This is a genomic window from Streptomyces sp. NPDC000983, from assembly GCF_040299205.1.
Classification (GTDB): Bacteria; Actinomycetota; Actinomycetes; order Streptomycetales; family Streptomycetaceae; genus Streptomyces.
In genome coordinates, this window is record NZ_JBEPBM010000007.1 from 47,827 (window position 1) to 67,522 (window position 19,696).

At 72.8% G+C, this 19,696-nt stretch carries 15 protein-coding genes; 12 read left to right on the top strand and 3 right to left on the bottom strand.

All coding sequences use genetic code 11. The annotated features are described in order from the left end of the window. Positions 1 to 15: 15 nt before the first annotated feature. From ligA to gatB, 6 genes are all read left to right on the top strand, one after another. Positions 16 to 2,208, top strand: a complete 2,193-nt coding sequence (gene ligA / locus ABT296_RS10140) for an NAD-dependent DNA ligase LigA (protein ID WP_351925296.1) — start codon at positions 16 to 18, stop codon at positions 2,206 to 2,208. Positions 2,209 to 2,476: 268 nt separating this feature from the next. Continuing rightward, complete coding sequence (locus ABT296_RS10145; RefSeq protein ID WP_351925298.1) at positions 2,477 to 4,744, top strand: putative bifunctional diguanylate cyclase/phosphodiesterase; 2,268 nt, start codon at positions 2,477 to 2,479, stop codon at positions 4,742 to 4,744. Positions 4,745 to 5,041: 297 nt separating this feature from the next. Continuing rightward, positions 5,042 to 5,338 (top strand): Asp-tRNA(Asn)/Glu-tRNA(Gln) amidotransferase subunit GatC, encoded by a 297-nt coding sequence (gene gatC, locus ABT296_RS10150; protein ID WP_007384860.1) that lies wholly within the window; start codon positions 5,042 to 5,044, stop codon positions 5,336 to 5,338. 6 nt (positions 5,339 to 5,344) lie between these two features. Further along, positions 5,345 to 6,838 carry an Asp-tRNA(Asn)/Glu-tRNA(Gln) amidotransferase subunit GatA gene (gene gatA, locus ABT296_RS10155; RefSeq protein WP_351925301.1) on the top strand — a complete coding sequence of 498 codons (1,494 nt, stop codon included), beginning with the start codon at positions 5,345 to 5,347 and terminating at the stop codon, positions 6,836 to 6,838. Further along, positions 6,835 to 7,074 carry a hypothetical protein gene (locus tag ABT296_RS10160; RefSeq protein ID WP_351925303.1) on the top strand — a complete coding sequence of 80 codons (240 nt, stop codon included), beginning with the start codon at positions 6,835 to 6,837 and terminating at the stop codon, positions 7,072 to 7,074. Before gatA ends, ABT296_RS10160 begins: the two co-directional genes overlap by 4 nt. Before the next feature lie 15 nt (positions 7,075 to 7,089). Continuing rightward, positions 7,090 to 8,604, top strand: a complete 1,515-nt coding sequence (gene gatB, locus ABT296_RS10165; protein ID WP_351925305.1) for an Asp-tRNA(Asn)/Glu-tRNA(Gln) amidotransferase subunit GatB — start codon at positions 7,090 to 7,092, stop codon at positions 8,602 to 8,604. A gap of 110 nt (positions 8,605 to 8,714) precedes the next feature. Here gatB and ABT296_RS10170 read toward each other — a convergent pair whose 3' ends face one another. Then, positions 8,715 to 9,530, bottom strand: a complete 816-nt coding sequence (locus tag ABT296_RS10170; protein ID WP_351925307.1) for an SAM-dependent methyltransferase — start codon at positions 9,528 to 9,530, stop codon at positions 8,715 to 8,717. Between the two features lie 102 nt (positions 9,531 to 9,632). Between ABT296_RS10170 and ABT296_RS10175 the strand changes: the two genes are divergently transcribed. The 6 genes from ABT296_RS10175 (at position 9,633) to ABT296_RS10200 (ending at position 17,105) form a co-directional block, all read left to right on the top strand. After that, positions 9,633 to 10,043, top strand: a complete 411-nt coding sequence (locus tag ABT296_RS10175; protein WP_351925309.1) for a hypothetical protein — start codon at positions 9,633 to 9,635, stop codon at positions 10,041 to 10,043. A 191-nt stretch (positions 10,044 to 10,234) separates the two neighbouring features. Continuing rightward, positions 10,235 to 12,463 carry an MMPL family transporter gene (locus tag ABT296_RS10180; protein WP_351925311.1) on the top strand — a complete coding sequence of 743 codons (2,229 nt, stop codon included), beginning with the start codon at positions 10,235 to 10,237 and terminating at the stop codon, positions 12,461 to 12,463. Then, a complete protein-coding gene (locus tag ABT296_RS10185) occupies positions 12,441 to 13,016 on the top strand; it encodes a GNAT family N-acetyltransferase (protein WP_351925313.1) in 576 nt (191 codons plus the stop codon). The genes ABT296_RS10180 and ABT296_RS10185 overlap by 23 nt, the downstream gene beginning before the upstream one ends. A gap of 35 nt (positions 13,017 to 13,051) precedes the next feature. Further along, positions 13,052 to 13,615, top strand: a complete 564-nt coding sequence (locus tag ABT296_RS10190) for a hypothetical protein (RefSeq protein ID WP_351925315.1) — start codon at positions 13,052 to 13,054, stop codon at positions 13,613 to 13,615. Positions 13,616 to 13,812: 197 nt separating this feature from the next. Beyond that, positions 13,813 to 13,998 carry a hypothetical protein gene (locus ABT296_RS10195; protein WP_351925316.1) on the top strand — a complete coding sequence of 62 codons (186 nt, stop codon included), beginning with the start codon at positions 13,813 to 13,815 and terminating at the stop codon, positions 13,996 to 13,998. Positions 13,999 to 14,075: 77 nt separating this feature from the next. Then, positions 14,076 to 17,105, top strand: coding sequence for a helix-turn-helix transcriptional regulator (locus ABT296_RS10200; protein ID WP_351925318.1), 3,030 nt, complete (start codon positions 14,076 to 14,078; stop codon positions 17,103 to 17,105). Positions 17,106 to 17,131: 26 nt separating this feature from the next. Here ABT296_RS10200 and ABT296_RS10205 read toward each other — a convergent pair whose 3' ends face one another. After that, positions 17,132 to 18,340: a PQQ-dependent sugar dehydrogenase gene (locus ABT296_RS10205; RefSeq protein ID WP_351925320.1), complete on the bottom strand. Its 1,209-nt coding sequence runs from the start codon at positions 18,338 to 18,340 to the stop codon at positions 17,132 to 17,134. 302 nt (positions 18,341 to 18,642) lie between these two features. Continuing rightward, positions 18,643 to 19,641 (bottom strand): aldo/keto reductase, encoded by a 999-nt coding sequence (locus tag ABT296_RS10210; protein ID WP_351925322.1) that lies wholly within the window; start codon positions 19,639 to 19,641, stop codon positions 18,643 to 18,645. Positions 19,642 to 19,696: the final 55 nt, after the last annotated feature.

Consider the following 19,696-nt stretch of genomic DNA (forward strand, 5'->3'; position numbering starts at 1 on the left):
CGGGAGGACCACACGGTGGCCGGCGACAAGCAAGCGGAGACGACGGTGCCCGCCGAGGCGCGGGACAAGCACGCCAAGCTCGCTGAGCAGATCGAGGAGCACCGCTTCCGGTACTACGTGAAGGACGCCCCCGTCGTCAGCGACGCCGAGTTCGACCGGCTGCTGCGCTCCCTGGAGGCGCTGGAGGAGGAGTACGCGGAACTGCGCACCCCCGACTCGCCGACCCAGAAGGTCGCGGGCGCCTACGAGACGGAGTTCACCTCCGTCACGCACCGGCAGCGCATGCTCTCCCTGGACAACGCCTTCGACGACCTGGAACTCGCCGCCTGGGCCGAGCGCGTCCACCGCGACGTCGGCGCCTCCGCCCACCACTTCCTGTGCGAGCTGAAGGTCGACGGCCTCGCCGTGAACCTGACGTACGAGCGGGGGCGGCTCACCCGCGCCGCGACCCGCGGCGACGGCCGCACCGGCGAGGACATCACCCCCAACGTCCGCACCATCGCGGAGATCCCCGACCGGCTGGCCGGCGACGGCGTCCCCGACCTCGTCGAGATCCGCGGCGAGGTCTACTTCCCGATGGAGGCGTTCGAGGAGCTCAACGCCCGCCTGGTCGCGGCCGGCGACAAGCCCTTCGCCAACCCCCGCAACGCTGCCGCCGGTTCACTGCGCCAGAAGGACCCGCGGATCACCGCCACCCGCCCGCTGCACATGGTCGTCCACGGCATCGGCGCCCTGGAGGGCTTCGAGGGCCTGGGCCGGCTCTCCCAGGCGTACGACCTGCTCAGGACCTGGGGCCTGCCCACCTCACGGCACAACGAGGTCGTCGGCGACCTCGACGGCGTCCGCGCGTTCATCGCCCACTACGGCGAGAACCGCCACTCCGTGGAGCACGAGATCGACGGCGTCGTCGTCAAGCTCGACGAGATCCCCCTCCAGGGCCGCCTCGGCTCCACCTCCCGCGCCCCGCGCTGGGCCATCGCGTACAAGTACGCGCCGGAGGAGGTCAACACCAAGCTCGTCAACATCCGCGTGGGCGTGGGCCGTACGGGCCGGGTCACGCCGTACGCCCAGGTCGAACCGGTGACCGTGGCCGGCTCCGAGGTCGAGTTCGCCACCCTGCACAACCAGGACGTGGTCAAGGCCAAGGGCGTCCTGATCGGCGACACGGTCGTGCTGCGCAAGGCCGGGGACGTCATCCCGGAGATCCTCGGCCCCGTGGTCGACCTGCGGGACGGCACCGAGCGCGAGTTCGTGATGCCGGCCGAGTGCCCCGAGTGCGGCACGGCGCTCAGGCCGATGAAGGAGGGCGACGTCGACCTGCGCTGCCCCAACGCCCGTAGCTGCCCGGCCCAGTTGCGCGAGCGCCTGTCCTACCTGGGGGGCCGCAAGTCGCTGGACATCGAGCACTTCGGCGACGTCGCCGCGGCCGCCCTCACCAAGCCGCTGGAGCCCGCCGAGCCCGCGCTCGTCGACGAGGGCGACCTGTTCGACCTCACCATCGAGCAACTGCTGCCCATCAAGGCGTACGTCCTGGACAAGGACAGCGGCCTGCCCAAGCGGGACCCGAAGACCGGCGAGGAGAAGATCGCCCTGATCTTCGCCAACCAGCAGGGCGAACCCAGGAAGAACGCGCTCGCCATGCTGGAGAACATCCGGGCGGCCAAGGAGCGCCCGCTCGCCCGCATCCTGACGGGCCTGTCGATCCGGCACGTCGGCCCGGTCGCCGCCGAGGCGCTGGCCCGTGAGTTCCGCTCCATCGAGCGGATCGAGCAGGCCAGTGAGGCGGAGCTGGCCGCCACCGACGGGGTCGGCGGGATCATCGCCGCCTCCCTCAAGGAGTGGTTCGCCGAGGAGTGGCACCAGGAGATCCTCCGCAAGTGGCGGGCGGCCGGGGTCCGCATGGAGGACGAGGGCGCCGGCGAGGACGAGGGCCCCCGCCCGCTGGAAGGGCTCACCGTCGTCGTCACCGGCACCCTGGAGCACTTCACCCGGGACGGCGCGAAGGAGGCGCTCCAACTCCGTGGGGCCAAGGTGACGGGTTCGGTCTCCAAGAAGACGTCGTTCGTGGTCGTGGGTGACAATCCCGGCTCGAAGTACGACAAGGCGATGCAGCTGAAGGTGCCGGTTCTGAACGAGGACGGCTTCGTCGTCCTGCTGGAACAGGGTCCGGAAGCGGCCGCCGAAGCCGCGCTCCCCGCCGAGGAGTAGCGGACAACGGCGGTTGAAGGCCACCCGATCGGCGCATATCAGATGCATACGGGTGGCCAGGGCGTAAACGGGCAACCGTCGACGACCGCTGCCCGTGGAAGCCTTCCGCCGCCTACTGTTGAGATGTGCGCCTGCCGTGCCCAGCTGCGGTCGGGGCATTCCCTTGCTCCTGACGAGCCGGGGCAAGGGTTTTCGACGCGGCGGTGACCGGGACTGCCGGGCACCGGACCGCGTGGCGTGGGCACCGCCGGCTGTGAGAGGGACGGGAATGGAACCGACCGAGAGCGCCGCTCCGGACTCACGGCTGCGCCTGCGCCGGGTCACCGGCGCCTGGTGGGCGAGCCGTCGGCCCGGACCGGCCGGAGGGCGTCCCGGTGGTCCCGGGTGCGCCCTGGGGCCGCTCGCCGCCGTGAACGGCCGAGGAGGCCCCGCCCAGCTCACCGCCGACCACGTGCCCGGCCTGACGGACCACGAGTCCGAACGGCACCTGTCCTGGCCCGCCCTGCCCGCGGCCGTCGTCGCGGCGGCGGGCTTCGTGCTCGGCGCCGGCTTCTACCGCGCCTTCACCGGCAGCCACGCCCTCTTCCCGTCCGGCACCGTCGGCTGGGCGCTGGCCGTGCTCACCGGCATCATCGTCGGCCACCTCGTCGCCCTCGGCCGGGCCCGCTGGTGGGGCGGCACCGGATCGGGCGCCGCCCTCACCCTCGCCGTCCTGCTGCTCTTCGGCTGGGTGCCCGCCGGAATGGTCAGCCTCACCGTCGTCGTCCTCGTCGGCGTGGCCAGACGCCACCGCTGGCGACAGGGCGCCCTCCAGGGCTCGGTGGACATCCTCGGCATCGCCGCCGGGGCGCTCGTGCTCGCCGCGTTCGGCCGGGTGCCGTCCGTCGAGGACCCCTGGTCCCCCGCCACCTGGACCTTCTACACCGTCCCCGGCGTGGTGCTGGCCGCGGCCGCCTACCTCCTGGTCAGCCGCACCCTGCTCTGGTACCTGCACGCCCCGCGCGGCAAGGGCCTGCCCACCGTGGCCCGCACCGCCCTGGTCCGGCAGGGCCTGGTCGCCGTCGCCCTGCTCGGCATCGCCCCGCTGGTCTGCGTCGTCGCCATGGCCGAGCCGATACTGCTCCCGCTGTTCGCCGTCCCGCTGATCGCCCTCGACTCCACGCTGTGGATGGCCCGGGCCCGCGCCGAGGAGCAACTGCGCGACCCGCTGACCGGCCTGCCCAACCGGCAGTGGCTGCTGGAACGCATCTGGACCGCCCTCGACGACGCCGAACGCATCGAGGCCCGCTCCGCCCTGATGCTCATCGACCTGGACCGCTTCCGCTCGGTCAACGACACCCTCGGGCATCTCGCCGGCGACCGGCTGCTGCTCCAGATCGCCGACCGGCTCCGGCTCGCCCTGCCGCGCGGCGCCGAGGCCGCCCGCCTGGGCGGTGACGAGTTCGCCGTGTTACTGCCGGTCGCCGACTCCACGACGTCCGCCACCCGGGTCGCCCGCAGCCTGGTCGCCGACCTCAGCTCCCCGCTCGACCTCGACGGCCTCACCCTGGTCCTGGAGGCCAGCGCCGGCGTCGCCGTCTTCCCCGACCACGCGCTGGACGCGGAGGGCCTGCTGCGCCGCGCGGACGTGGCGATGTACCAGGCGAAGCGGGACCGCACCGGCGTGGAGGTCTACGAGTCCAAGCGGGACTCCAACACCCCCGACCGGCTCGGGCTCCTCGGCGATCTGCGCCGGGCCCTGGACGCCCACGAGGTGCAGCTGCACTACCAGCCCAAGGTCCGCTTCGACGGCCAGGTCGCGGGCCTCGAGGCGCTGGTGCGCTGGGTGCACCCGGAGCGTGGCAAGGTCCCGCCGGACGAGTTCATAGCGATCGCCGAGTCCTCGGGGCTGATGCCCTACCTCACCGAGTACGTCCTGGACACCGCGCTGGCCCAGGTGGCCAGGTGGCGGGCGCAGGGCCTCCATGTCCCGGTCGCCGTCAACGTCTCGCCGCGCGACGTGCACACCCCGGGCTTCGCCGGCTCCGTCGCCGCGCGGCTCGCCCGGCACGGCGTCCCGGCCGGGTCGCTCCAGCTGGAGATCACCGAGCATGTCCTCCTGGAGGACCCGCAGCGCGCCGCCGACACCCTTGCGGGGCTGACCGGGCACGGCGTGAAGATGTCCCTGGACGACTTCGGCACCGGGTACTCCTCCCTCGTCCATCTGCGCCGGCTGCCCGTCAGCGAGCTGAAGATCGACCGCTCGTTCGTGGCGCGGCTCGCCGTCGACACCGAGGACGCGGAGATCGTCCGCTGCACGGTCGACCTCGCGCACTCCCTCGGGCTGCTGGTCGTCGCCGAGGGTGTCGAGGACGACGAGACCTGGGAGCGGCTGCGGGACCTGGGCTGTGACGCCGTACAGGGCTGGCTGGTCGCGGCGGCGATGCCGCCGGAGGAGACCACGGCGTGGCTGCTGGCGCGGGGGTCGCGGGGGTGGCAGCGGCCCGCCGCGGCGTTGCCGGCCGCCTCGGCGGACGATCCCGGGCTGATCGGCTGACGGTACGCGTTCGGCTGCGGCGCCGTGGCGGCTGGTCGCGCAGTTCCCCGTGCCCCTGGGTGGGCCTGGCCGGTGTCGGGATCGTGCCGTCCGCTTGGGCCCCGCGGGGTGCGCCCCTGCGGCGGAGCCGCAAATCGATACGGTCCCGCGCCCCTGGGTGGGTGGGCCTGGCCGGTGTCGGGGCCTTGCCGCCCGCGTCGGCTTCTCCGCGTGTGGGGGAAACCGTTTCACGGGCATGGGTCGGCGCCCCATAGGATTGGGCTCACACCACACTCACTCACCCCAGAGGATCGCTGCATGCCTGGCATCACGCGCGAGGAGGTCGCCCACCTCGCCCGGCTGGCGCGTCTGGAGCTGAAGCCCGAAGAGCTCGAACACTTCGCGGGACAGCTGGACGACATCATCGGCGCGGTCGCCCGCGTCAGCGAGGTCGCCGACCAAGACGTACCGCCGACCTCGCACCCGCTCCCGCTGACGAACGTCATGCGGGCGGACGAGGTCCGTCCGTCGCTCACCCCCGAGCAGGCGCTCTCCGGCGCCCCGGCCCAGGAGCAGCAGCGTTTCAAGGTGCCGCAGATCCTGGGGGAGGACTAAGAAGTCATGACGGACATCATCAAGCTCACCGCCGCCGAGACCGCCGCGAGGATCGCCTCCGGCGAGCTGACGGCCGTCCAGGTCACCGAGGCCCACCTGGCCCGGATCGAGGCCGTCGACGAGAAGGTGCACGCCTTCCTGCACGTCGACCGCGAGGGCGCCCTGGCCCAGGCGCGTGCCGTGGACGCCAAGCGGGAGGCCGGCGAGAAGCTCGGCCCGCTCGCCGGTGTGCCGCTCGCGCTGAAGGACATCTTCACCACCGAGGGCATCCCGACGACCGTCGGCTCCAAGATCCTCGAAGGCTGGATCCCGCCGTACGACGCCACCGTCACCAAGCGGCTGAAGGCCGCCGACGTGGTCATCCTCGGCAAGACCAACATGGACGAGTTCGCCATGGGGTCCTCGACGGAGAACAGCGCCTACGGCCCCACCGGCAACCCCTGGGACCTCACCAAGATCCCCGGCGGCTCCGGCGGCGGTTCCTCCGCGGCCCTCGCCTCCTTCCAGGCACCGCTCGCCATCGGCACCGACACCGGCGGCTCCATCCGCCAGCCGGCCGCCGTCACCGGCACCGTCGGTGTGAAGCCGACGTACGGCGCGGTCTCCCGCTACGGCATGGTCGCCTTCTCCTCCTCCCTCGACCAGGGCGGCCCCTGCGCCCGCACGGTCCTGGACGCGGCCCTGCTGCACGAGGTCATCGCCGGCCACGACCCGCTCGACTCCACCTCCATCGACGCCCCGGTCCCGCCGGTCGTCGAGGCCGCCCGCAACGGCAGCGTCGCGGGCATGCGCGTCGGCGTGGTCAAGCAGTTCCGCGGCGAGGGCTACCAGGCCGGTGTCATCCAGCGCTTCGACGAGTCGGTCGAGTTGCTCAAGGAACTCGGCGCCGAGATCGTCGAGCTGGACTGCCCGTCCTTCGACCTGGCCCTGTCGGCGTACTACCTGATCGCGCCGTCCGAGTGCTCCTCCAACCTCGCCCGCTTCGACGGCCTGCGCTACGGCCTGCGGACCGGCGACGACGGCTCGCGCTCGGCCGAGGAGGTCACCTCCCTCACCCGTGAGGCGGGCTTCGGCCCCGAGGTCAAGCGCCGCATCATGCTCGGCACCTACGCCCTGTCGAGCGGCTACTACGACGCGTACTACGGCAGCGCCCAGAAGGTCCGCACGCTCATCACGCGCGACTTCGAGAAGGCCTTCGAGCAGGTCGACGTGATCGTCTCCCCGACGACCCCGACCACCGCCTTCGCGATCGGCGAGCGCGCCGACGACCCGATGGCGATGTACCTCGCGGACCTGTGCACCATCCCGACCAACCTCGCGGGCAACGCGGCCATGTCGCTGCCGTGCGGTCTTGCGCCGGAGGACAACCTTCCGGTCGGCCTGCAGATCATCGCGCCGGCGACCAAGGACGAGCGCCTTTACAAGGTCGGCGCCGCGGTCGAGGCGGCCTTCGTGGAAAGGTGGGGGCACCCGCTTCTCGAGGAGGCTCCGTCGCTGTGAGCAAGCTGTCCAAGGCCAAGGACTTCAAGAGGTCCAAGTCCGGTACCTATCTGTCGATCGCCACCACCGCGTTCGGCGCGATCGGTGTCGCCAAGCAGATCAAGAAGGCCCGTGCCGAGCAGGACACGCTCCGGCTGATCGACGCCACCGTCTCCGCGGTCGCCGTCGTCACCGGTCTGGCCATCCTGTACCGCGAGCTGAAGCGGCTGGGCGACGACGACGTCCTGCTGGGCTGAGAGGGAAGTTTCACCGTGACCACCACGACCGACCTGGTGTCGTACGAGGACGCGCTGGCGTCGTACGACCCCGTCATGGGCCTTGAGGTCCATGTCGAACTCGGCACCAAGACCAAGATGTTCTGCGGTTGTTCGACCGCGCTCGGTCAGGACGCCAACACCCAGACCTGCCCGGTCTGCCTCGGCCTGCCCGGCGCGCTCCCGGTCGTCAACGCGACCGGCGTCGAGTCCGCCATCAAGATCGGCCTCGCGCTCAACTGCGAGATCGCCGAATGGTGCCGTTTCGCCCGGAAGAACTACTTCTATCCGGACATGCCGAAGAACTTCCAGACCTCCCAGTACGACGAGCCGATCGCCTTCAACGGCTACCTCGACGTGCAGCTGGAGGACGGGGAGACCTTCCGCGTGGAGATCGAGCGCGCCCACATGGAGGAGGACACCGGCAAGTCGACGCACGTCGGCGGCGCCACCGGCCGTATCCACGGCGCGTCCCACTCCCTGCTCGACTACAACCGCGCCGGCATCCCGCTGATCGAGATCGTCACCAAGCCGATCGAGGGCGCGGGCGAGCGTGCTCCGGAGGTCGCGAAGGCGTACGTCCGCGAGCTGCGCGAGCTCATCAAGGCGCTCGGCGTCTCCGAGGCCCGGATGGAGATGGGCCAGATGCGCTGCGACGTGAACCTGTCGCTGCGCCCGAACGGCACCGCCAAGTTCGGCACCCGCTCGGAGACGAAGAACGTCAACTCGCTGCGGTCCGTGGAGCGCGCGGCCCGCTTCGAGATCCAGCGGCACGCGGCCGTACTGTCCTCCGGCGGCACGATCATCCAGGAGACCCGCCACTTCCACGAGGACACGGGGTCCACGACCTCGGGCCGCGTGAAGGAGGAGGCCGAGGACTACCGGTACTTCCCGGAGCCCGACCTCGTCCCGGTGGCGCCCTCGCGCGAGTGGGTCGAGGAGATCCGCGCGGCCCTCCCCGAGCTGCCGCTGGCCCGCCGCACCCGGCTGCTGGCCGAGTGGGGCATCTCCACCACCGAGATGCAGGCGATCCTCAACGCCGGTGCCCTGGACTCGATCGTCGCCACGATCGACGCCGGTGCCGACGCGGCCTCCGCCCGCAAGTGGTGGATGGGTGAACTGGCGCGCAGCGCCAACGAGTCGGGCACCTCGCTCGACGAGCTGGCGATCACCCCGGCGCAGGTCGCCCGGGTCACCGAGCTGGTCACCAAGGGCGACCTGAACGACAAGCTGGCCCGTCAGGTCATCGAGGGCGTCCTCGCGGGCGAGGGCACCCCGGACGAGGTCGTCGACAAGCGCGGGCTGAAGGTCGTCTCCGACGACTCCGCGCTCGGCACGGCCGTCGACGAGGCCATCGCCGGCAACCCGGGCATCGCGGACAAGATCCGCGGTGGCAAGGTGGCCGCGGCCGGCGCCCTGGTCGGCGCGGTCATGAAGGCGACCCGCGGTCAGGCCGACGCGGCCCGCGTCAAGGAGCTGATCCTGGAGAAGCTGGGCGTCAGCGAGGGCTGAGCCCCGAACGCGCGTACGGCCCCGGAGGACCTGTCCTCCGGGGCCGTGGTGCTGTCCGGGAGCCTGCGAGCTCGGGCGCAGGCCGGAGGCGGCCCGCGAGCCGCGCAGGGCTACGTGCGGCGCCCCACGAGCCGTACGAACCCGAGGGTGCGTCCCCCGTCGGCCCGGAGCGCCTCGGCGACCTTGGCGGCCGACTCGCGGTGCCACTGCTCGGGGCTCTCCTCGGCGATCACCTCGCACCACAGCAGCCAGTCCCGCCAGCCGTCCGGCTGCCAGTCCGCCGCCTCGACCTCGACGGCCCCGCCGCGGGACCAGTGGCGGCGCCACCAGCCGGCGGAGTGGAAGCACCACCAGTCGGGCTCCCACCACCGCTCGAGATGCTCCGGCGGCTCGTCGCCCGCCAACTCCTCCCGCAGGGCGGGCACCACCACCCCGATCCGTCCGCCCGGCTTCAGCAGCCGGGTCAGCGTGGGCAGGTAGAGGTCGTCGGTGCCGAAGTACTGGTAGGCGTCGATGCTCACGATCGCGTCGAAGCCGGCTTCGGCGAACGGCAGGTCATGGGCCTCGGCGCGCACCGGCAGCACCCGGTCGGCGAAGCCCGCCTCGGCGATCCGGCGGGCGTTGTCGTCGGGTGCGATCCACAGGTCGGCGGCGGTGACCTGGGCGTCGTACTCCCGGGCCAGGAAGACGGAGGTCATGGCCCGGCCGCAGCCCAGGTCCAGGACGCGGGCGCCGGGGCGCAGGGCGTCCAGGCCCAGCGCGGGTGCGAGCCACTCCAGCAGCCACAGGGCGTTCGGGCCCATCTGGTTCGCCACGACCCAGCGGGCGTCGTAGTGGTTGCTGCGGGGGTGGCGGGCGTGGGCCAGCCGTGCGGCGAGGTCCTCGTCCGAGGGTCCCGACGCGGGCGGCGGGGTGATGTCTGGCATCGGTGAACGGGCTCCTTGATCCGGGGAAGCGGAAGGGGATACGCAGCAGCCGGGCCGGACACTCAGAAGCGCTTTCCGCCGGACCCGGTACGCTCGCCCGCCATGAGTGGACGCCCCGATTCCGAGCACCCCGCGGACATAGCCGAGGCGGCCGACGTGCCCGGGACGGAGCCGGACGGATCGGAGCCGGGCGGATCGGAGCCGGGCGGGCCGGAGCCGGAGGGATCGGAGCCGGACGAGCCCGAGGACCCCGAGGGCCTTGAGGAGTACGACGCCCGCCGCGCCCGCTGGGCGGCGGTGGCCGCCGGCGCGCTGCTCGCCCTGGCCGGCCTCGCCGCCGCGGCGCTCCGCGTCACCGGCGCCGCGCCCGCCCTCGTCCCCGCCGCCTACGCCCTCGGCGGCGCCGTCTGCGTCCTTGCCGCCCTCCTGGGCGCCCGGGGCCGCACCCGCAGGGCGCTGTGGCTGCTGATCGCCGGGGTGGCCGTGATGGCTCTCGGAGACCAGTTCGACTGAGGTGACAGCGCGGCCGTTACTGTCCTGTGATCTGCCTCGCAGTCCTGTGAATAAGCCCACGAACGCGGCAAACGATCACTTTCGTTTGTAACAGTGGCTTTGCATTGCTCATGCGTTCTTTGCGGGCTGTTCCTTCCAAGGGTCACTGTTCCCGGTCAAAGATCCACACATCCACCCTGGGAGCAAGGTTCGTGGCAGCCCTCGCCCGCTGGTGTGTCCAGCGCCGCCTCGTCGCCGTACTGCTGTGGCTCCTCGCCCTCGGCGGGGTGAGCGCCGCGGCCTTCGCCGCGGGCAGCGCCTACTCCAACGACTACGAGGTCGCCGGCACCGAGTCGGGCCGCGCCACCGCACTCCTCCAGGACGGATTCCCCGACCTCGGCGGGGACAGCGACACCGTCGTCTGGCACACCGACCACGGCACCGTCCGCGCCGCCGACGTCCAGCAGACGATGACCCGGACCCTGGACGAGATAGCCGAACTGCCCGGCGTGGCCTCCGTCACCGGCCCGTACGACGGCCGGGGCACCGCCCTGATCAGCGCGGACGGACACACCGCCTACGCCACCGTCACCTTCGAGGACCGCGCCGAGGACATCGACCGGGCCGAGGCGCAGGCCGTCGTCGACACGGCGAAGGACGCCGAGACCGACGGGCTCCGGGTCGAACTCGGCGGCACCGCCTTCGGGCTCACCGAGTCCTCCGGCGGGCATCTCGCCGAGGTGGTCGGCGTGGCCGTCGCCGCGGTCGTCCTCTTCCTCGCCTTCGGCTCCCTCGCCGCCTCCCTGCTGCCCATCGCCACCGCCCTGGTCAGCGTCGGCACCGCCTACGCCGGGACCGTGCTGCTCGGGCACGTCATGACCGTCGCCGACTTCGCGCCCATGCTCGGCATGCTGATCGGGCTCGGCGTCGGCATCGACTACGCGCTGTTCATCGTCACCCGGCACCGGCGCGGCCTGAAGCGCGGCCTGCCCGTCACCGAGTCCATCACCAACGCCGTCGCGACCACCGGACGCGCGGTCGTGTTCGCGGGTGCCACCGTTTGCATCGCCCTGCTCGGCATGCTGATCCTGCGGCTGAACTTCCTCAACGGCGTCGCCATCGCCGCGTCGCTGACCGTGGTGCTCACCGTCGCCGCCTCCGTCACCCTGCTGCCCGCGCTGCTGTCCTTCATCGGCATGCGCGCCCTCAGCCGCCGCGAGCGGCGCCGGCTCGCCGAGCACGGACCGCAGCCGGAGCTGCCGACCGGTCTCGCCGCCCGCTGGTCGGCGTTCGTCGAACGCCACCCCAAGCTGCTCGGCGCCCTCGCCCTGCTCGTCATCACGATCCTCGCCCTGCCCACGCTCTCCCTGCGCCTGGGCACCTCCGACCAGGGCAACAACCCGCAGACCAGCACCACCCGCCAGGCCTACGACCTGCTCGCCGAGGGCTTCGGGCCCGGCGTCAACGGCCCGCTCACCCTGGTGACGCAGGTCGACGGCGGCGACGACCGGCTCGCCCTGGACAACCTCGACGCCACGCTCCGTGCCACCGAGGGCGTCGCCTCGGTGACCCCGGTCACCTTCAACACCGCCGGTGACACCGCCTACCTCACGCTCGTCCCCGACTCCTCCCCGCAGTCCGACCGGACCAGCGACCTCGTCGAGCGGCTCCGCTCCGAGGTGCTGCCCCGCGCCGAGACCGGCACCTCCCTGGACGTGCAGGTCGGCGGCGTGACCGCCGGCTACGACGACTTCGCCGACGTCATCGTCGGCAAGCTGCCCCTGTTCGTGGGCGCCGTCGTCGGCCTCGGCTGTCTGCTGCTCCTGCTCGCCTTCCGGTCCATCGGCATCCCGCTGAAGGCCGCCGCGATGAACATCGCCGCCGTCGCCGCGTCCTTCGGGATCGTCGTCGCCGTCTTCCAGTGGGGCTGGGGAAGCGAACTGCTGGGCCTCGGCCGGGCCGGACCGATCGAGCCCTTCCTTCCCGTGATCATGGTCTCCGTCCTCTTCGGGCTCTCCATGGACTACCAGGTCTTCCTGGTCAGCCGGATGTACGAGGAGTGGCTGGAGACCGGCGACAACCGGCGGGCCGTCCGCGTCGGCCTGGCCGAGACCAGCCGGGTGATCAACTCCGCCGCGGTCATCATGATCTCGGTGTTCCTCGCCTTCGTGCTCAGCGGCGACCGGGTCATCGCGATGTTCGGCATCGCGCTCGCCGCCGCCGTCGCCCTGGACGCCTTCGTCCTGCGCACCCTGCTCGTCCCCGCCCTGATGCACCTCCTCGGCGGCGCCAACTGGTGGCTGCCGCGCTGGCTGGACGCCCGGCTGCCGAGGATCAGCATCGAGGCGCCCGAAGTCCGCGCCGGCCATGAGAGGCTGGCCGACGTCGTGGAGGAGTTCGAACAGGAGCGACGGGACGATGTACGCGATACCGCTCGGTGACGACGGCGCCGAACTCAGGCCGCTGGAACCCTGGCACGCCGAGGAGTTCCTCGCGCACCTGGAACGGGGCCGGGACTTCATCAACCAGTACGTGCCCTTCGCCTCCAAGGCCCAGGACACCGCCGGCGCCCGCGAGGTCCTCCAGCGCTACGCCGACATGCGCGCCGCCGACACCGGCTCGCTGCACGGCCTGTGGCTGGACGGCAGGCTGGTGGGCGGGGTGCTCTTCCTGAACGTCGACGCCACCGCCCGCAACTGCGAGGTCGGCTGCTGGCTGGAACCGGCCGGCACCGGACGCGGGCTCGTCACCCGCGCGATGCGGGTGCTCCTGGACTTCGCCTTCGGGCCCCGGGGCATGCACCGCGTGGAATGGCACGCGGCGTCGGCGAACCAGCCCAGCCTCAACGTGGCCCGGCGGCTCGGCATGACCCGCGAGGGCGTGCTGCGCGAGAACTGGCCGCACCGCGGCGTCCGCCACGACACCGAGATCTGGGCGATCCTCGCCCCCGAGTGGCAGGCCGCACGCGAGCACACCGCTCACAACGATCATTAAGAAACCTCTCAGACAGCGTCCGTACGGTGCGAGACATGGGAACGAAGACAGTGGACGAGACGAAGACCGCCCCGGAGCACAAGGCCGTCGAGGCCACCGAACCCCAGGACGTCGACCAGCACGACGCCGAGGTCCTCCACAACGGCGGCGAGGACACCGACGACGGCTTCGACGCCAAGCCGGCCGGCACGGAGAACTCCTCCTTCGTCGGCCAGGGCGCCGCGGCGATCGTCGCCGCGGCCCTCGGCGTGGTGTCGCTGACCGGCGGCTGGGTCGGCACGGTGGCCTCGGCGCGCGAGGAGATCACCGGCCAGCTGGAGATGCAGGCCGCGACCAACGCGACCGTCGCCACGCAGCTGGAGGCCGTCTACGGCGACGCCTGGCAGGCCACCGCGCTGTGGGGCGGCGTCTTCGCCCTCGTCGCGCTGATCGTCGGCGTCGTGGTCCTGGCCCGCCCCGCCTTCGGCGCCCCGGGCAAGCCGCAGCCGGCGTGGATCAAGTCCGTCTCCTGGGCCGGCGTCTCGCTGGGCGTCGTCGGACTGCTCCTCGCGGTCCTCAAGTACACCGACGTCCTGCTCAGCCTGCCCTCCGCCGGCTGAATCACCGCAGCTCACAAGGGGCCCCAGGGCGTCCGTAAGCACCTTACGGACGCCCTGGGGCCCCTTCGTCGCATCTAAGGCCCCCGGCGCCGCCGAAGATGCGGAACTCTCCCGATGTGGCGGACCCCCCTGGGAAACGAGAGTGGAGCCATCGCAGAAAGCGAGCACCACACCACCGACTCTCCGCAGGGGACACCATGTTCGAGCACCACCTCCACCACGTCCGTTCCGCCGACCTGATTCGCGAGGCCGAGAACCAGCGGCTGGTCCGCGAGGCCCTCCGCGGCCGCCGCGCCGCCCGCCGGGAAGCCGCACGACGCGCCGCCGAGGGCGAGGTGCATACCTCCCTCCGCGGACGGCTCCGTTCCGCCCGCACCGCGTGAGCGCCGGGGGAGTGCGACGGGGCAACCAGCCCGCCGCACTCCCGAAAACCGGTGCCCCGCAGGCCGGGCCGCGTGCCATGCTCTGGCCCGTGGAGAGCCAGTCCGTCAGCCCGGTGTTCGTCGGCCGCACCGACGAGTCGCAGACCCTGAACGAGGCGCTCGCCCGCGCCGCCGCCGGAGAGCCGCAGGCATTCCTCATCGGCGGCGAGGCCGGCGTCGGAAAGACCCGCCTCGTCGAGGAGTTCGCGGCCCGGGCGGACCGCGCCGGAGCCGTCGTCGCACTCGGCGGCTGCGTCGAGATCGGCGCCGACGGACTGCCCTTCGCCCCGTTCTCCACCGCCCTGCGCGCCCTGCGCCGCGCCCTCCCCGCCGAACTGGCCGCCGCGGCCGCCGGCCAGGAGGACGAACTCGCCCGCCTGCTGCCCGAACTCGGCGAGACCGGCTCCGCACGCTACGACGAGCACGGCACCGCCCGCCTCTTCGAACTCACCGCCCGCATGCTGGAACGCGTCACCGCCGACCGCACCGTCGTCCTCGCCCTGGAGGACCTGCACTGGTCCGACGCCTCCACCCGCCACCTCCTCGCCTACCTCGTGCGCACCCTGCGCTCCGGCCGGCTGGTCGTCCTCGCCACCTACCGCTCCGACGACATCCACCGCCGCCACCCGCTGCGCCCCCTGCTCGCCGAACTCGACCGGCTGCGCACCGTCCGCCGGATCGAACTCGGCCGCTTCAACCACGCCGAGGTCGGCCGCCAGATCGCCGGGATCCTCGCCGCCGAACCCGCCCCCGACCAGGTCGACGCGATCTTCGAACGCTCCGACGGCAACGCCTTCTTCGTCGAGGAACTCGCCGTCGCCGCCCACGAGGGCTGCCGCACCGGCCTCACCGACTCCCTGCGCGATCTGCTCCTGGTCCGCGTGGAGGCGCTGCCCGACACCGCCCAGCGGGTCGCCAGGATCGTCGCCGAGGGCGGCTCCACCGTGGAGCACCGACTGCTGGCCGCCGTCGCCCGGCTCGCCGAGGACGACCTGATCGAGGCGCTGCGGGCCGCCGTCAACGCCAGCATCCTCACCCCCGCCCCGGACGGCGACGGCTACCGCTTCCGCCACTCCCTGGTCCGCGAGGCCGTCGGCGACGACCTGCTGCCCGGCGAGCGCTCCCGCCTCAACCGCGCCTACGCCCAGGCCCTCGAATCCGACCCCGGCCTCGTCCCCGCCGACGAACGGGTCATGCGGCTGGCCAGCTACTGGTACCACGCCCACGACCCCGCCAAGGCGCTGCCCGCCGTCCTGGACGCCTCCGTCACCGCCCGCCGCCGGCACGCCTACTCCGAACAACTGCGGCTCCTGGAACGCGCCATGGAGCTGTGGGAGGCCGCCCCCGCCGAGGTACGGACCACCCTGCGGCCCGTCGACTACACCGAGGTCTATCCCCCCTGCGGCTGCGACCCCGCCACCGCCCCCCTGCGCTATCTCGACCTGATGGCCGAGGCCGCCGTCGCCGGACGCCTCTGCGGCGAACGGGAACGCGCCCTGAAGATCACCAAGCGGGCCCTGCACCTGCTGGAGACCGAGGGCGACCCGCTGCGCTCCGCCTGGTTCTGGATCCAGCGCTCCCGGCTGGTCCAGGCACAGGCCCGCGGCGACGGCTGGGACGAGATCGCCACCGCACAGGAACTCGTCCGCGGACTGCCCCCGTCCGAGGTGCACGCCGAGGTACTGGCCACCGTGGCCTCCTGGGCCATGGTCCGCGCGCCGGGCCCCGACGCGGTGACCGCGGCCGAGCGCGCCGTCGAGTACGCCCGCATGGTGGGCGCCACCGACATCGAGCTCAACGCCCGCCTCACCCTCGGGGTCCTCCTGGTCGACGCCGGCGGCGCCGAGGCCGGGCTCGCCCTGCTGCACGGCGTCCGGGAGGAGGCGGTCCCGCTGGGGCTGCCGTCCGTGCTCGGCCGCGTCCACATCAACCTGGCCTCCGTCCTCGAAGGAATCGGCCGCTCCGAGGAAGCCGTCGACGTCCTGCGTGCGGGCCTCAGCCTCGTCCAGGCCCGCGGCCTGAAGGACTCCGAGGCATGGCTGTGGGCCAACCTCGCCGAGTCCCTGATCTCACTCGGCCGCTGGGACGAGGGCATCGAGGCCGCGCTCACCGCACAGCGCACCGGGCAGGTCGCCAAGCCGTGGGGCTGCGCCGCCCGCTGCCTCGCCCTCGTCGCCCTGGCCCGCGGGCACCACGACGAGGCCACCCGCCACCTGTCCGAGGGCCGCGCCTCCTACGGCGACCACGACCCCATGCCGCAGAACAACCTCCCCCTGGACCGCCTCGCCCTCGCCCTCGCCGCCGACGGGGGCCGCCTCCTCGACGCCCGCGCCGAACTCGCCCGCATCCTCGACCACGGCTTCCAGCCCGGCACCCAGCGCTACGCCTGGCCCCTGCTGCTGGCCGCCGCAGTCGCCGAGGCCGACGCCCGCGACCTGCCCGCCTTCGCCGAGGGCCGCGCCGAGACCCTGCGGAGCATCCACCGGGCGACGAAGACCCTCACCACCGACGTCCCCGTCTGGCGCGCCTACGACCACTGGGTCCGCGCCGAACTGGCACGCGCCGAGGGCCAGGCGTCCCCGGACCTGTGGTGGACGGCGGTCACCGCCTTCGAGCAGCTCCAGCGCCCGCACGACCTCGCCCAGGTCCGCCACCGCCTCGCCCAGGCCCTCCTCGCCACCGGCGGCGACGAGGACCGCGCCTCGGCGGCGGAGCTGCTCCGGCTGGCCCACGCCGTCGCCGACCACCTGGACGCCCGCCCCCTGGCCGAGGAGACCGCCTCGCTCGCCCAGCGGGCCCGGCTGCCCCTGGTGCCCGACGCCCGCCGGCCCCCGGACGGCACCCTCGGCCTCACCACCCGCGAACACGACGTCCTCCGCCTGGTCGCCGCCGGCCGCAGCAACCGCCAGATCGCCGAGGAGCTCTTCATCTCCCCGAAGACCGCGAGCGTCCACGTCTCCAACATCCTCGCCAAGCTGGGCGTCGCCGGGCGCGGGGAGGCCGCGGCGGTGGCCCACCGGACGGGACTGTTCGAGAAGGAGGAGGGCGAACGGGCACCGGCGGGCTGAGCGCCGCTCCCGCACGACCCGCCCCGCTACTTCACCCGCACCTCCAGGATCTTGTCGTCCCCGCCCTCCGGGGAGCCCCGTCCGTCCGTCTCGCTCGTCACCAGCCACAGCCTGTCGCCGCCGGCCGCGACCACCGTGCGCAGCCGGCCGTGGTCGCCCTCCAGGAACGCCTGGGGCTCCGCCGAGCTCTCCGTGCCCTTCAGCGGGATGCGCCACAGACGCTCGCCCCGCAGCCCCGCCATCCAGACCGAGCCCTCGGCGTAGGCGATACCGCTGGGCGACGCCTCGTCCGTGGCCCACTGGGCTATCGGGTCGTGGTACGCCGGATCGTCCGAATCGCCCTCCACCTCGGGCCAGCCGTAGTTGTCGCCCGGCTTGATCGCGTTCAGCTCGTCCCAGGTGTCCTGGCCGAACTCGGCCGCGAACAGGCGCTGTTCGGGATCCCAGGCCAGGCCCTGCACATTGCGGTGCCCGTAGGAGTACACGGGGGAGTCGGGGAACGGGTTGCCCGGCGCGGGCTCGCCCTCCGGGGTCATCCGCAGGATCTTGCCGCCCAGGGACTCCTTGTCCTGGGACAGCCCCTCCTCGCCGCTCTCACCCGTGCCCGCGTACAGCATCTTGTCGGGGCCGAAGGCGATCCGCCCGCCGTTGTGGACGAAGCCCTTCGGGATGCCTCGGAAGACCGTGTCGGGAGCGCCCAGTTGCTCACCGGCCGGCTTGTCCGTGTCGTAGAGCATGCGGACGATGCGGTTGTCCGAGGCGGAGGTGAAGTACGCGTAGACCATGCGGTCCGAGGCGTAGTCGGGGGAGAGCGCGAGGCCCATCAGGCCGCCCTCGCCGGCCGGGGACACCCCGGGCACCTCGCCCAGTTCGGTCTTCTTCCCGGTCTCCGTGTCGACCCGGGTGACGGTGCCCTCGTCGCGCGAGGAGACGAGGAGGTCGCCGTCGGGGAGCGGGGCCAGGCCCCAGGGGGATTTCAGCCCCTCGGCGACCGTGCGCACGACGGTGGCCGAACCCTTCGCGGGCGGGGTCTCCTCGGCCGCCGCCCCGGACGGGGGCGGCGCCGCCGGGGAGGAGCCGCTCGACGCGGTGGCGCCGCCCGAGGCGGACGGCTCCCCTTCCCCGTCGGAGGAACACCCGGCCGCCAGCAGGAGCGCGGCCGCGGCCCACACGGCCGTCACAGCTCGACGTTGCACGATCTTGGTCCCTTCGACGCGGCGAGTTCTACCTGTCATACACCGCCCGCGCCCCACAGGTTCCCGATCACCGCACACCGAACCGCGATCGCCCCGACGAGCCCCCGGCCACGGCCGGCCCCGGTCCCGCCGACCGACGAGTTCCGAGCGGGCCGGTTCCGGGCGGGCGCCGGACGAGGTCCCGACGAGAACCCGCCCCCGGCGCCCCCTCAGTCCCAAGACCCCGAGCCCTTCGGTCCCAAGACCCCAAGCCCTTCAGTCCCAAGACGCCAAGACCCCAAGACCCCAAGCCCTTCAGTCCCGAGACCCCAAGACCCCAAGACCCCAAGACCCCAAGCCCCTCAGTCCCAAGACCCCCGGGCCCCCGGCAGCGCCCCCAGCTCGGCCAGATCCTCCGCCGTGAGCCGCAGCCCCGCCGCCCCCGCGTTCTGCGCCACCCACCGCTCCTGCTTCGCCCCGGGCACCGGCACCACATGCGGCCCCTGGGCCAGTACCCAGGCCAGCGCCACCTGCGCCGGCGCGACCTCCGCCCCGTGCCGGCGGGCGACCCGGCGCAGCCCGGCCACGATCGGCTGGTTGGCCGCCATCATCTCCGCCGTGAAACGGGGGTGCCGGGCGCGCAGGTCGTCGGGTTCGAAGCCCTCGCCCGGCGTCAGCGTGCCGGTGAGGAAGCCGTTGCCGAGCGGCATCGCGGCCAGGAACCCGATCCCGCGCGCCGCGCACCACGGCAGCAGCGCGTCCAGCGCCTCCGGGGACCACACCGACAGCTCCGCCTGCACCGCGGCGACCGGGAAGACCTGCTGCATCCGCCGCAACTGCCGCAGCGTGGAGTCGTGCAGCCCGGCACCGGACCGGCGCCCGCCGCGCGCGCCCACCGCGCACAGGCCCAACGCCCGTACCTTTCCCGCCTGGACGAGCTCCGCCATCGCACCCCACGTCTCCTCGACCGGAACCTCGGGGTCCGCGCGGTGCAGCTGGTACAGGTCGATCACGTCCGTCTGGAGCCGCCGCAGCGAGGCGTCGCAGGCCCGTCTCACGTAGCCGGGGCGGCCGTTGGCCACGATGTGCTGCTCGCCGACCAGCAGTCCGACCTTGGTCGACACGAAGGCCTCCGGCCGGCGCTCCTTCAACACCCGCCCCAGCAGCAGCTCGTTGGTGAACGGCCCGTACATGTCCGCCGTGTCCAGCAGCGTCGAGCCCAGGTCCAGCGCCCGGTGCACCGCCCTCAGCGACTCGTTCCCACGCTGCCGTGATCCGCTGTACGCCCAGCTCATCGGCATGCATCCGAGTCCGACAGCCCCCACCGCGAGCGCCGCCGCGCCGATCGTCCTGCGCTCCACCTGGCCGTAACCCTCCCTCTTCCGCCACCCCAACCTAACCTCTGCCGTCCCGGCG